The organism is Mangrovibacillus cuniculi (assembly GCF_015482585.1).
Classification (GTDB): Bacteria; Bacillota; Bacilli; order Bacillales; family R1DC41; genus Mangrovibacillus; species Mangrovibacillus cuniculi.
In genome coordinates this window covers 2,271,088-2,285,332 of the sequence record NZ_CP049742.1, presented here as the reverse complement: position 1 = coordinate 2,285,332, position 14,245 = coordinate 2,271,088, and the positions used below count along the sequence as shown (strand labels likewise).

Below are 14,245 nucleotides of genomic sequence, written 5' to 3'. Positions count from 1 at the left end.
GACGTGGACTACTCTAGTATAGAAGCTTTTTTTGTTGACCATGAAACTCGTTTTAGTCAAGACACAGTTAGGAGCTACAAGATATCCTTACAACAGTTTTTTACTTATTGCGAGAAACCTGTTGATGAAGTAAAAGCAACTGATATCCGATCTTGGTTATCTTCATTGGAAGAGAAAGGGCTAAAGCCAAGAACTATTCATTTAAAATTATCAGCAATTAAATCCTTCTATCGATACCTTATGGAGGAAAATAAGCTCATTAAAAACCCTACTTCTACGATTCATACTCCAAAGAAAGATGATTCCCTTCCATATTATTTAACCAAACGACAAGTAGCAGAATTACAAGAGTATACTTTACAAGACATACGAGATAGAGCGATGTTAGAAGCTTTATATGCCACTGGAGTACGTGTCAGTGAGTTATTAAATATTTTACTAGAAGATATAAAATGGGACACTAGACAAATTTGGATTCGTAAAGGGAAAGGGAATAAAGAAAGGTTTGTGTTGTTTACATATGAATGTGCTGTTCGACTGCAAGTCTATTTGGAAAACAGAGAAATCGAAAGTAACTATCTGTTTTGCAATCAACGAGGTAACCCTCTCAGTAGAATTTTCGTAGAGAAGAAATTTCAAGGGTACTCAGCTGCTTTAGGTTTTAGAGTAGTCCCACATACGATGAGACATACGTTTGCTGCACATTTAGCAGAAAAACAAATGCCGTATACCTATATTCAAGAATTACTAGGCCATGTCAATATAAACTCAACACGAATCTATACGAGATTAATGGAACATGCGAGAAAGAAGCAGTATGATCTTTATCAATAAGGAGGAATGGTGTAATGAGTAATGAAACCTATTGGAAATTAGCAGTAGTGCTACCTAATGAAGAAACGGAAGAGATAGTGAATGATTTTTTGCTTAATATGAAGATTAAAAACCACTCAAAAGGATCTATTATTGTCTATAGACGCTTTTTAACACATTTCTTTTCTGATTTTACAGAGTCGTATAAAAATATATCCTCAGAAGAGATTTGGGAATGGTATCAAAGAAAGCAAAATCATGTGAAAGAAACGACGTTGAGCTTGCGACTTAGTATCCTTTCATCTTTTTATGTATTTTGTATTCAGGAAGACTATATAGAAAGCAGTCCAATGAAATTTAGATGGTTTCCACGATTACCACAACCTGTTCCACGTTACCTTACTAATGGAGAAGAGGCTAAAGTTCGTCATGGAATAGAGAATTTTTCACTTAGAGAAAGAACATTATTTGAGTTTATTTTATCATCGGGGTGTAGGGTAGGAGAAGTAAGTAGTTTAAATAGAGAAGATATTGACCTTGAATCTCGTACAGCCAAAGTAACAGGAAAGGGAAAGAAGATACGATTTGTACATTTTTCTGAAAAAGCAGCGTTACTCTTAGAAAAATACTTAGAGGCAACAAAGAACATCTCACCTCAATCATTGTTTGTTACTTCTACGGGTAAGAGGCTCGGTATTAGAGCCATACAAACAAATATGAAAACTGTCGGTGACACTATTGGAACAAGAGTGTATCCACACCGTTTGCGTCATACGTTTGCTACAAACTTATTAGCAAAAGGAGCTGAAATTTCTTTCATTTCAGAAGAACTAGGGCACTCCGATCTATCTACAACTCAAATCTATGCTAGATTACCGGATAAAAGTATAATCTCCTTATACAAGAAATACATGGGGTAGTAGGGTGAAAACAGAAGAGATAGTTTCGTTTATTCGGACATTTAAAAATAGCTATCAAGCAAGATTAGATGAGAAAACTCTAAAAATTTATAGTAGTTCCATTTCTTATTTCCTGAGGTATCAAGATAGCCCTATTTCAACTATTATGCCAAAAGACATTCGAAATTGGATGGTCCATTTAGAAACAAAAGGGTATCAACCAGCAACTATTGCACGAGAATTGTTCGCAATCAAACTATTATTTCAATTCTGTGTGGAAGAAAAAATCTGTGTGAAGAATCCTGCTCACTCTTTTAAACCTCCCAAAATTCCAGACAATATACCGTATTATTTAGACAAATTTCAGGTACAGAAATTGCGTAATTTAACAGAAGAAAATATAATGGAGCGTTCTATTATAGAATTACTCTATTCATCAGGGGTGAGGATTAGTGAACTGGTAAAAATACAACTAGAGGATATTGATTGGGAGTTGCGTACTATACACATTCGTTCTGGGAAGAGAAAGAAGGGAAGGATAGTAGTTTATACGGCTGTTTGTGCGGAATATTTACGAAGTTATGTAGATAATCGAAAGGATGGTTTACCATACCTATACATCAACTCATACAGTACTAATGCACTACATGCACGAACTATTCAGGTGTGGTTCCAAGGATATTCTCAACTTGTAGACTTTCATGTAAGTCCGCATGTGTTAAGACATACGTTTGCTGCACATCTAGCAGAAAAAGGAATGCCATTAATAGGAATTCAAACTTTACTGGGACATGTAGATCCAAGACAAACAGAAACATATGCAAGGCTCTATCATCATGCTCGTAAGGAAATTTATGATGTGCTTATGTGAAACAAATCTTATAAAAAAATCCCACCTCTTTTCGGTCAATTGAACCCAAAAAGGACGGGATTTTTCTATTCTTCATATTGATGATGCTAGGAAGCAATACTTTGTTGATTGGATGATTTTTTCATTTGATTTCCTCTTCTTATCACAGCAAACATCATTCCGAAGAAATAGACGGAGAATAAGCCGTAAGAAACGAATAGCTGCCATGGAGCTGTAATGATGACGGCAACACCAAGAAGGAAAGAGAGACCTAGAGTTACAAGTAATTCGATTTTCTTCCGGTCACTTGAATTTTTTAATACATCAAACAATGCAATAACCGTAATGATACAAACGGTTAATCCTAAAAGTACCATCACCATAAATTCATTACTAATAGTTAAAAGTAAGATGGATACTACCAATAAAAATGCACAGGCTTGTAGATAGGGTACAAACACACGCAAAAATGTGGCTGTTTTGTCTGGAAGTTGGTCAATTAACCTTCTATCGACTTTTGTCATGTCATTAGCGGGAGAAAGAAATTCCAATTCCGATGCTAGTAGATTTCGTATATTGTCGTATTTTTCCTTATCATTGGTCGTAGCCAATACGTGCTCCTTTAAAGTGGTAAAGAAGTATGCATTAAGGCTTGTACTTCTAGAAAGCATAATGTCATAAAAGTCTTTGGACAAACGATACTGTTCATGATCAAGCTTTTGCCAAAGTAGGTAAAGTGCTTCCTGGTACCTATCTTTAAATTGTTCCTTTTGAAGAGTAGATTGTTCGTTTTGTTCTTTAAAGATTTTTGCTGTAGCTAAAAGAGAAAAAACAATTATAATATATAGTGCTCCTGTTAGGGTATCGATTCCTAAGGCTGTGAATAAGCTTTCTATAGACTTCATAATTTCCAAGAAATCACCTCCTAAATAATAGTACTATTTATGCGGGATAAAAGTTTCGTATTTGTGAAAAATTTTGTTTCAGTACATTATATAAGTAGGATAACTCAAGTTATTTGTAGCATACTAAAGAAGAAGCGAGTGGATGGGGGTGTTAACCTTCACTACTACAAATAGAACTTTGCGCGAAATTCTGATTTAGCAAAGAGTTGATTATGAACGTATTATACTATATACTTATGTAAAATATTGTGGGATTAACAGGAGAATATTAATGGGTAGTTATGCTAAGATAATTCGTTTTGATGATTATGGATTTAATTGCAAACCTTACTATATTAACAATTTTCATACTGCGAATCGACAGACAAGAGGCTATACAAATAGTTTTAACTTAATTAATAGTAAAATTGATTCTCTACATACCTATAAACAAAAGGTAAACGAAAGTTCCATTATAAAATACGATTCCAAGCCGCTCGTTGGCTGCTTCTGCTTCTTAGATGAGTTCGATAATGATAGATTTAGAGAAAGTTTGAAATTTAGATTGAACGATAAAAAAAATATTGCCTACATCCCTACTCAAGAGCTAATCTGGGTTCGGAACACTAGTCATAAAGGTATACAATTTCCTTATTTTGATACGGTTTTGTCAGAGGGTGGGAAAGTTAGTACAGAATTCGTACCTAGTATTTTTAATCATTTAATGTGGGTTAAAATGCCTGTATATCTAGCATTAGAACGTACAAAGTTATGGAAAGAATCACACGATGGTAACCTTCCTGAATGGTTAACGGAATTCTACTTAATGGAACAGCAACTTGAAACTCTTAAAAAATTTCCTTTCTTTTCTCTAAATTCACTAATATCTAGACTAAGTGGAACAATTAGTCCATAGAAATTAATTTACGTTAAAATTGTATTTCGCGCAAACTTCGACAAAATACGACATAAAGGTGTGGTCATATGGCTCAACAATCTAGAGAACGATTAAAGCATAGTCATAGATTAGAAGAGTTAGTCGAACACATGCCAGACTATGTGTGGGAGTATGTTCAAGCAAAAAAACGCTTGGACTACTCCCCTTCTTCTCTTCTTGGATATATGCATGACTTTCAACTGTTCTTCCAGTGGTTAATTACAGAATCAATAGCAAAGGATTGCAAAGAAATAAAAGAGATCCCTTACACTGTTCTGGAATCGTTAAAGAAGGCTGAAGTAGAATCTTTCTTTGACTACCTTAGAGAGCCTTATAAGAAGAATGAATATGAAACTATTACAAGAAGTTCAGAACGTGTCCTACGCATCCAAAATGCCCTTAAATCCCTCTTTAACTACTTAACTACCGAAACGGAAATTGAGACTGGTGAGAATCAAGGAGAATGCTACTTCTATCGCAATGTAATGGCTAAGATAAAGACAAAGAAAAAAGCAGAAACGAAAAGTAGTCGTGCTAAGCGTATAAGCAGCGATATGATTAGTAGGAATGTTTTTATTGAGTTCATGGAGTTTTTAGATAAGGAATACGTTACACTTCGTGACAATAACGATAATCTGCTGTTAAGTGAACGGGAAAAGAAATTGTATGAACGTGACAAAGAAAGGTTTATGGCGCTGTATGCGGTGGCTTTCGGAAGCGGTGTTCGAGTATCGGAGTTATGTAACATTACGCTTTCTGATATTGATTTTAAGAAAGAAACAATAGATGTCATTCGTAAAGGAAATAAGCGTGACACTATCTTAATTAGCAAGTTAGGGCTTGAATACTTAAACAAGTATTTATCTATAAGACAGGAACGGTATAAGCCTGCAAAAGAGAACAAATACGTCTTTCTAACCAAGTATAACGGTAAAGCTAACCCTATCTCCCCTAGAACCGTTCAGAGTAGCTTAAAACGGCACACAACGGCTTTTAACGAGACTGGGAAAAGTATTAGTCCGCACAAACTTAGACACTCCTTCGCAAGCGAATGGATTCTAAATGGTGGGGATCTCGTTACTTTACGTGACCAACTAGGACAAAATTCTATTGAAACGACTTCTCTATACACTAATATTTCTTTAGATGAAGCAAGGAGAATTATGAATAAGATGGATGAAGAATGAGAAGGGAAACATTAGGACACCCTTCTCTCTCTTCTATTGTGTGTACATCAAATAGGATAGATTGAATCTCCTGAGTTTTTAATGATGCCGAAAGCTTTCTTTGTACTTCCATAGGGCCATCATAAATCCCCATCTCATTAAACTCGTTTTTATATTGCTTACAGAGTAAGTATAATTTATGTTGTACGTCATCTTTCACAAAGTTTGAAGGGATAGATGACCAAAGCTGTTTAGCAGTTAGAGTAGTCTCGGCAATTTCATCTAGTATATTTGGAACTTGCTGTGACGATATATCTCTTTCTATGGTGTTTGTAAGCAGTTTAATACGGAGTAGTAGTTCGTTTTAAAGATAATCGGGAAGCTTTGTGGTTTTAATATTTGTAGTAAATCTTTATAAAAGTATAGATTGGAGATAGCAAATTTGAACAAACTATTTATTGTTGGAAATGGTTTTGATATGGCTCATGACTTAAAAACATCATATGATGATTTTCGACAACATCTAATTTCAGATACAGAAATTGAAATGGATAGTTTAGTTATTCCAGAATCGACACATATGCCAGACGGAGAGATTACATATGATGAAACAGAAATTTTATCTATGTTATTTTTCTTAATTAGTGAAGCTGAATCTAATACTGAGAAATGGAGTAATATTGAAGCTTCTTTGGCTAATCTAAATTTTGATAAAGCCTTTGATTATTCTGAAGTTTTAGACGAAGATGGAGACTTAGATTTATGGAAAACATCATATAATAATGAAGATATTGCATCAAATCTTGTAATCCCTACATTAACAATTCAACAACTATTTTCAGATTGGATTAATACAATAGATATTAATTGTGCAAAAGCGAAGAGTGATTTCTTAAAATTAATAGATGAACAAGATTTAGTTTTAACGTTCAATTACACAGACACATTAGAAAAAATTTATGAGGTATCAAAAGACAGAATCTGCTATATCCATGGAAAACAGAATGAGGAGATTTATTTTGGTCATGGGAATACTGTTGATAAAACAGATTATTATATGGAGAATTATATTGGATCGGAGAATGGTCTATTTGAAATTCATAAACAACTACGAAAGAAAACTGAAATAGCTTTAAAAAATAAAATCCATTTTTTTGAAACTATAACATATTCAAATATCAGTGAAATATATTCCTTTGGGTTCTCATTTAGCGAAGTAGATATGATATATTTAAAAGCGATTTGTAAACGGATTGATACAAAAAAACTCACATGGTATTTTAATGATTTTGATAAATCGAATCATCATATATATATGGATGTTTTAATGCAGTGTGGATTCAAGGGTGATTTTAGTACTTTTAGTATTTCAAATGAAGAAATTACTGAAATTCATTAATAATTATACTGAGTACATGTAATTTAAATGACTTTATTATTTTATTTGAACAGTTTAACCAATGCGAATATCTTATTATTAAACAACTTTAATGCCACCTATCAAATTTAGCGATAGGTGGTTATTGCATTAGTAAGAACGAAATTAAACAACTTTATTATCTGTTTTCAATTATCCCCCTCCCTCATATGGACCAACAAATAATATCATCTTAATATGATTTAGCAATATGGAGATCGTTAGTATTTTTTGCCTTTATGATGTTAATATAGACGAGAAGTATTTCTTAGGAGGATTTATCATGAACAAAACAGATTTAGTCAGTAATGTTATGGAGTCTGCTGAACTTTCAAAGAAAGACGCTGCAGCAGCTGTAGACGCTATTTTTGATAGCATTCAAACTACTTTAGCAAAAGGTGACAAAGTACAACTTATTGGATTCGGGAACTTTGAAGTAAAAGAAAGAGCAGCTCGTAAAGGACGCAATCCTCAAACAGGTGAAGAGATTGAAATAGCTGCATCAAAGAACCCTTCCTTTAAACCAGGTAAACAATTGAAAGATTCCGTTAAGTAATCATTATTTACATAAGTATAGACAGGAAAAACCTCCATATTGTGGGGGTTTTTTCTTTGTAATACATTGACATATAAGCCATTTTGTTATAAAATTGTCATATATAACAAAACAATATCACTTAAGGTATAAGGGGTGAAACCATGGTTAATCAAATATTGCATTACCTCCATGCTAAACAGATGTACGATATGCAAAAAAATCAAGGAATGGCAGGTCTAGTAGGAATTTTATCGGTACTTTTAATTGTGTGGAAATGGAACGATTGGTTTTATCCAGTTTTAGATTCTCTAGGACTAGTAGCTTTCGCTGAACGGACTGGTATGCTACATCCTGATATGCCGGTCATGTCGGTGATTAACGTAGTAGCTGTAATTGTGTTCCTTATGTTACTTGTTACTGTATCCGCATTCCTGTACTTAATAGGAATTATGTTTTTAGCGGTATTTGCGCAGTCAAAAATTGGCGCACTTATTTTAGGCATTACACTACTTCCCTTCTTTTATATTTTCTCTATCCTAAATAGGATATTAACTTATCCAATGCGTGTTTTAAAAGAACGACAAAGGGAAAAAGAATGGCAAATAGAATCAGCGGCATATTTTAAGAGATTGGATAGACAAAATGGAGATCATATTCAAGATCCCATATTTAGAAAGTGGATAGATGAAATACATGATAAATATGGAAAGAACAATCTAACGAGAGCTATGATCTATGCTCAACGTAGGAAAGAACTTAAGTTAGAATGTGACGTAATAGTTGAGAGTACAAAAGAAGAAATTGAAAAAATACTATGTAGGATGTCCCCTGATTTTTTTAGTGAAGATACTCGTTTTATGTTATTGTTCACACCGTCAAATAATCCAAACATAATTGACTTATTACATGCACTACTTCCCTCACCGAATCCGGGGTGTTTAGCTTTGAAAGAAATTTTAGTAGCTGGTTAGAAAGAGTAAATAGGAATCAATATTCTCACGAACAAGTAATGACTGAAGTTACTCTTTTTAGGATAATACCAGTGGAAGTTATAGAAGATGAACATAAAATTGATAAACTAGGGCTTTCTTATAAGAATATAACTGGAACAACAATAGGACGTATTGACAAGGATAATATTGGATTTCGAGTCAATGGGTTTTCCCTTGCTGTAGACTTTGACAATATGGCTAAAGGATTCCCAGAACTAAAAGAATTCTATCATCTAGAAGTAGTTAAACATTATGTTATAAAGGAATTCCTAACAAGAAATACAGAACATTATCTTAACCCATACCTGTACATCCTACATGATGTACCGAATTCAGATGTTCTCTATCACACGTATTTACCTTACATCAAAGAGGAAATGTGGAAACTATCTAGAGAGGGACATACTTTTGCAACAGATTGGCTTAATGACTTGGAGTTAGTATAATAAATCTATGATGAATCCTCTATTCATGAGAATAGAGGTATCTTTGTAGACAGGAGTTTTATTATGAGTAAAGGCATTCAATACGATAATCAATACTTATTAGATACAGCCAAAAAGCACAAAGAACAGTTTACTTCTATTGCAAAATGGAATACCTTTGCTAAGCAAAATGATCTTCCATTGGCAACTACTTATATAAAGCGATTTGGAACGTGGAATGAAGTAAAAGAAAGTATTGGTAATAGTACTAATAAGCAACATAGACCAAAAGAATACACTGACGAAAATCTACATCAAGTGATTAACTTACATAAAGAACACTTTAAAACGATTAATCATTGGAACCAATATGCAGCATTAAATAATCTCCCTCCTTTCCTAACACTAGAAAGACGTTTAGGACGAGAGCTAATAGAAGAAGTACTAGAAAAACAGTTTGTAATAGATGATTATGGAAAGATATTACGAGAAGTTTTTCCGAGCAAAAGTCCAACAGTTCAAGAGTGGACACAAATTTCACAGGAACAAGACCTTCCATCCACATCCACTATTATTCGTCATTATGGGAGTTGGAAGAAGATGAAAAAGGAAGTTTATGAATAAAGAATTCTAGCAAAAAAGCCTGTACCGCTAATTACTAAGTAATTAACAACACAGGCTTTTTTTATTGTATGCTGTCCCCTATCTCCCAAATGGAAGTGCAAATAACCTTAAAAACGTTACTGTTAATTTCAATACAGAAATAGATACAGATTCACTTTCTTCAAGTACACTTAAAGTTTACTTGGATGGATCTAGCACAGCTGTTACTGTGGACACAACTCTTACAGGTGGTGTAAGTGCTGGTGAAGTTGGATATGTTGTATCTGATGACAAGAAGTCAGTTACTCTTGTATTTGGAACAACTTTATCTCAAGGAACTGATATTGCAGTTAAAGCTGAAAAGCTAAAATCAGTTAACGGAGTTGAATTCAGTGGTACAAAATATGCTACTGCAAACGACGTTACATTCCCAGAGGTACTTGAAGCACGATCAATCAATGCAAAGACAATTGAAGTTAAATTTAGTGAGCCTGTACAATTCTCAGCAATCTCTAAAGTGTTTAGCGAATTCCTAATTGATGGAAATAAAGTTGCTGGAACAACATCTTTAAATACTAAAGGTGATGTTGTTACATTAGTATTAAACACTAAGTTAAATCCAGGTGCATATGGCTTTTCTGTTGAGCCGGTTTCTGATTTTGCAAACCTAAAAACTACTAAAAAAGAATTCACTATTTCTGCTGTAGAAGATACTACTGCTCCAGAAGTTGTATCAGTTGAAGCTGGACGTACTCAAGTTGAGGTAACGTTTAATGAAAATGTGGATGCTAATGCTGGTTCAATTACAATTGACGGTACTGTTTATAATCTATCAGCTGGAACAGTTTCAGTAAGTGGTAATAAAGTAACTGTCGATATCTCTGGTGATCCTCTAACTGCAGCTGCTGCATTCCTACAACAAACATTGACATATAAAGGTATTAAAGATGTACTTGGCAATGAAGTTAACACAACTGATGGTAAGACATTCAATTACTACGCTAAAAATGACAATGTAAAGCCTACAGCAAGTGTTAAAGTAAATAGTGACAACACAATTACAGTTGAATTCTCAGAAACTGTTCAAGGTTTCACTTCTTCTAACATCGAGTTAACTGATTCTAATGATGCAGTTGTGGCACTAGCAGCAACACCTGTTTCTACAGTTACTGCGGGCAAAAAATATACGATTAATCTTGCAACTGCAAATGTAGATGCTCAAGCTTATAAGCTAGTAATTAAGGATGTTAAAGATGATTCTGTTGTTGAAAATACAATGGATAAGTTTACAACTACTGTATCTTTAAACGATAAAAAAGCACCATTAGTGACTGGTAATATTACAATGGTTGGTACTAACAAAGCTCGTATCACATTTGACGAAGCAATGAGTGCTACTACTTTATTAGACAAGTCAAATTATCTGTATGATGCAGATGCTACTGGAACTTTTGAATCTCTAAGTAACGTTGCTGATGTAGTAATCGCTGTTGCTGGTGATAATAAGTCAGTTGATATTACTATACCTGGATTAGAAGCTGCTGATGTGTTTAAATTATTAAACCTTAAAGATGCTAGTTCTACAAGATTAGATTCAACTAAATTCAACACTAACTTAATTGTTAGTGCACAAGGTCAATTTACTCATGCAAATATTGCATCTGTAGTTGCTAAGACTAGAAATACTGTAGAAATTACAGCTGCTTCTAGATTTAACTTCGCAAGTGTAGATCCTAACAAATTTGTATTAGTAGATGCTGCTAGCCCATCTACAACTATGTATGTAACATCTGCTACTATCAGCAGTGACCAAACAAAGGTTACTTTGACATTAAACTCTAATTTAACATATAATGCTTTATCTGGATCTACTGCATTGAAACTTCATACTGTATCTGGTCAAACAGCTATTAAAGATACAATGAATCGTGCATTAGATATTACTTCAGTTAACGCTATAACTGTTGCTGATGGTATTAAGCCAGTAGTTAGTTCTATTGCAGGTACAACTTCAGGAAGTGATGCTGATGAATTCGCTATCACATTCTCAGAAGCTATTGACGCTGACATCACAATGGCATCTATCCTAAACGACATCATTGTTAAGGATAAGAATGGAAATACAGTATCTGTTACTACTTCTGATCTAGCATTCAACGTAGCAAGAACAGTATTAACAGTAACTCTTCAAGATGGTACTCCTTCAAATGATGAGTTTGCTGGAACTTATACAGTTCAAGTACTAGATCGTTCTATCAAGGATGAAGATGGAGTTGCTACAACTGGATTTGGATTAAATGTAGTTGAGGCTAAAACTGTAACGGGTGTTGTAGTTAAGTAATTTTACATCTATTCAAATATTAAAAAAAGGAAGCATTGTGGAAATAAACCTCTACAATGCTTCTTTTAATTTTAGTGATTATATAGGCTCTATAATCAGGAGTGCCTGTCACTTCCCACATTTTGTCGAAAGATTAGTAGATAAATAGTGGTAGAAAACCCCGTAGATTATTTTCTACGGGGTTTTTTTATATCTGAATTTAAATTTAAACACATGGCAAGTAGTTACTATTATAGAAACATATAATTGAAGAAAAATTCTTAAGGATAAATATTGATTAATTGGACAAAATAGTAAACTTATAGTATATTTTTACTATTCAAATATGAGAGGATACAATCATGAAACAATTTATAAAAATTTTTATTTCCATCGTTATTATTCTAGTTGGATTAACTTTGCCTACAAAAAGTTTAGCAGCTTCTACCACTGCGAAGGTATATGTAAATACGGATAGAATACAGTTTGATGTTAATCCAATCATAAATAATGGAGTAACGTTAGTAGAGTTTCGTTCTTTGTTTGAAGCATTAAATATTTCTTTTGAATACATATCTAGTAGCAAAATCATTAAAGCTCAAAAAGGAAATTTAAAGGTTCAGTTACAAATTGGTAGTAAAACAGCCTATATAAATGGGAACAAAGTGACATTGGATGTTGCAGCGAAAACGGTAAATGGACGTACAATGATCCCGCTTCGTTTTGTAGGAGAATCAACGGGTTCTACTGTAATGTGGCATGGTAATGTAAATGAGATTGACATATACAGCAGTGACTATAGTGGACAAAAACGAGTTGTGTCGGCTGGCAAGATGGCCCTAAGAGGAATGGAATGGGATATGTCAGTCAATGAGGTAATGAAAAAGGAAACAGCGGAATTCATGTATAGTGACAGAGAGTTTGGTCAGAGTATACTAGCATATTCACTGACTAAATATAATCAGGATACTGTATTATATTATTACTTTGAAAATGACGCTTTAGTTGCAGCGATGTATGATTTTATTCCATATGAAACGTTGTATCACAGTTGGAATGAGATGGAAAGTATTCATGACTTCTTCCATTTTCAAGCTAGTGCAGAACTAGGAACGGGCTTTTATTCTACAGATGATTGGAACAATATATGGACTACATGGGATCAGCCTACTAGGAATGTTATCTTAACAGTGGATGATGAGGATTATTATACTTCAGCTACTCTAACATTTCTTAAACCCTAACCTTTGAAACAAAGACCTTGTGGAAAGTTACTTACAAGGTTTTTTGTGTTTTAATGGACATTTATTACTTAAAGTGGAGGGGAATGTTCTCAACGCCGGAATGAAACAGAAAAACCGTGAAAAGGTAGAAGAGGAGTAGTGTGATAGTTCTCACTCTCAAATACATAATTTATGTAAATATTTGTCTAAAAAAATATCTATACAATTATAAAATGGTAAAGTATATTCATAATGTTGGAAAAAATTTCATGAATAAATAAAAGTGAAAAGGAGGAATGAACATGAAAAAGCTTATCTCGATAGCTGCAACGTTGGTACTTTTATTAAGTTTTATCTCAACACCACGTCTATCAGCCATGAGTCCGGATAAACAGTTTATAACTGTGTTTGGTGGTAAGTTAGTGGAAAACAGAACGCTACTTCCACTAAGATCATTGTTTGAGGCATTAGATGCAACAGTTTCGTGGGACTCTAAAACAAATAAGATTACTGTAGTAAAGCAAAATACTACTATCGTTTTAACCGTGAATAGTAACACAGCTACCGTGAATGGCAAAATGCAAACCATAGATGTACCTGCAAAAGTTTACGATGGTGCTACTCTCGTGCCTGTACGTTTTATGACAGAACAACTTGGTGGTTCTGTTGAGTGGAATAAAGAGCGACACACAGTAATTATTGAAACCAGTGTTGCCCAAATAGAAGTTTTTGTTCAAGGTACGATATCCACTAGTTCTTGGGTACATAATTTCTTTAAGACTAATGAAATTCAAATGTATTATTCTTTTTCTAGTGATTTTGTAATGGGCTTAACTGAAGACCAAAAAGAAGTATGGTTAGGCTACCAAAGTGTTTGGTCTGGCGATGATATCTTAAGTGGTCAAGTGCAAGTTGTGGATAACAATACAGCGTATTTATGGTTTAAATATATTTATGAAGACGATCAAACAACCTATAGAGGTGTACTAAAGTTAAATGGAAATGTATTAACACTAATATACATTAATTTAGACGGTGAAGTTGTTACTGCAGAATTTAAAAAGTAAATAAGGAGAAACCTTCTTTTAAAAAGAAGGTTTCTTTCTTTGAATTACGTTTTTCTACTTTATTTAATCTCTGATATAATTAGGGACATATTGCATTTCAGTATAGGAGAC

14 protein-coding genes are annotated in these 14,245 nt (G+C 33.7%); 13 read left to right on the top strand and 1 reads right to left on the bottom strand.

From position 1 onward, the window contains the following. The first annotated feature begins 3 nt into the window (after window positions 1-3). From xerA to G8O30_RS11655, 3 genes are read left to right on the top strand one after another with little or no spacing between them, the layout of a single operon-like run. Window positions 4-834 carry a site-specific tyrosine recombinase/integron integrase gene (gene xerA / locus G8O30_RS11665; protein ID WP_239672229.1) on the top strand — a complete coding sequence of 277 codons (831 nt, stop codon included), beginning with the start codon at window positions 4-6 and terminating at the stop codon, window positions 832-834. A 14-nt stretch (window positions 835-848) separates the two neighbouring features. Then, window positions 849-1,733, top strand: a complete 885-nt coding sequence (locus G8O30_RS11660) for a tyrosine-type recombinase/integrase (protein ID WP_239672228.1) — start codon at window positions 849-851, stop codon at window positions 1,731-1,733. 4 nt (window positions 1,734-1,737) lie between these two features. Next, window positions 1,738-2,583: a tyrosine-type recombinase/integrase gene (locus G8O30_RS11655; protein WP_239672227.1), complete on the top strand. Its 846-nt coding sequence runs from the start codon at window positions 1,738-1,740 to the stop codon at window positions 2,581-2,583. An 86-nt stretch (window positions 2,584-2,669) separates the two neighbouring features. Here G8O30_RS11655 and G8O30_RS11650 read toward each other — a convergent pair whose 3' ends face one another. Next, on the bottom strand, window positions 2,670-3,476 hold the full coding sequence (locus tag G8O30_RS11650) for a hypothetical protein (protein ID WP_239672226.1): 807 nt from the start codon (window positions 3,474-3,476) through the stop codon (window positions 2,670-2,672). A gap of 262 nt (window positions 3,477-3,738) precedes the next feature. Between G8O30_RS11650 and G8O30_RS11645 the strand changes: the two genes are divergently transcribed. From G8O30_RS11645 to G8O30_RS11600, 10 genes are all read left to right on the top strand, one after another. Continuing rightward, on the top strand, window positions 3,739-4,362 hold the full coding sequence (locus G8O30_RS11645; RefSeq protein WP_239672225.1) for a hypothetical protein: 624 nt from the start codon (window positions 3,739-3,741) through the stop codon (window positions 4,360-4,362). 68 nt (window positions 4,363-4,430) lie between these two features. Then, window positions 4,431-5,570 (top strand): tyrosine recombinase XerS, encoded by a 1,140-nt coding sequence (xerS, locus tag G8O30_RS11640; protein WP_239672224.1) that lies wholly within the window; start codon window positions 4,431-4,433, stop codon window positions 5,568-5,570. Between the two features lie 421 nt (window positions 5,571-5,991). Then, window positions 5,992-6,948 (top strand): bacteriophage abortive infection AbiH family protein, encoded by a 957-nt coding sequence (locus G8O30_RS11635; RefSeq protein ID WP_239672223.1) that lies wholly within the window; start codon window positions 5,992-5,994, stop codon window positions 6,946-6,948. A gap of 301 nt (window positions 6,949-7,249) precedes the next feature. Further along, a complete protein-coding gene (locus tag G8O30_RS11630; RefSeq protein WP_239672222.1) occupies window positions 7,250-7,522 on the top strand; it encodes an HU family DNA-binding protein in 273 nt (90 codons plus the stop codon). 143 nt (window positions 7,523-7,665) lie between these two features. Continuing rightward, a complete protein-coding gene (locus tag G8O30_RS11625; protein WP_239672221.1) occupies window positions 7,666-8,475 on the top strand; it encodes a plasmid recombination protein in 810 nt (269 codons plus the stop codon). Window positions 8,476-8,546: 71 nt separating this feature from the next. Next, window positions 8,547-8,942, top strand: a complete 396-nt coding sequence (locus G8O30_RS11620; protein WP_239672220.1) for a hypothetical protein — start codon at window positions 8,547-8,549, stop codon at window positions 8,940-8,942. A 63-nt stretch (window positions 8,943-9,005) separates the two neighbouring features. Next, window positions 9,006-9,545 carry a hypothetical protein gene (locus tag G8O30_RS11615; protein WP_239672219.1) on the top strand — a complete coding sequence of 180 codons (540 nt, stop codon included), beginning with the start codon at window positions 9,006-9,008 and terminating at the stop codon, window positions 9,543-9,545. A 181-nt stretch (window positions 9,546-9,726) separates the two neighbouring features. Next, window positions 9,727-11,865 (top strand): hypothetical protein, encoded by a 2,139-nt coding sequence (locus G8O30_RS11610; RefSeq protein ID WP_239672218.1) that lies wholly within the window; start codon window positions 9,727-9,729, stop codon window positions 11,863-11,865. Window positions 11,866-12,206: 341 nt separating this feature from the next. Beyond that, the gene (locus G8O30_RS11605) at window positions 12,207-13,088 is read left to right on the top strand and encodes a copper amine oxidase N-terminal domain-containing protein (protein WP_239672217.1); all 882 of its coding nucleotides are present in this window, start codon (window positions 12,207-12,209) and stop codon (window positions 13,086-13,088) included. A 281-nt stretch (window positions 13,089-13,369) separates the two neighbouring features. Then, complete coding sequence (locus G8O30_RS11600) at window positions 13,370-14,134, top strand: copper amine oxidase N-terminal domain-containing protein (RefSeq protein WP_239672216.1); 765 nt, start codon at window positions 13,370-13,372, stop codon at window positions 14,132-14,134. The last annotated feature ends 111 nt before the right edge of the window (window positions 14,135-14,245 follow it).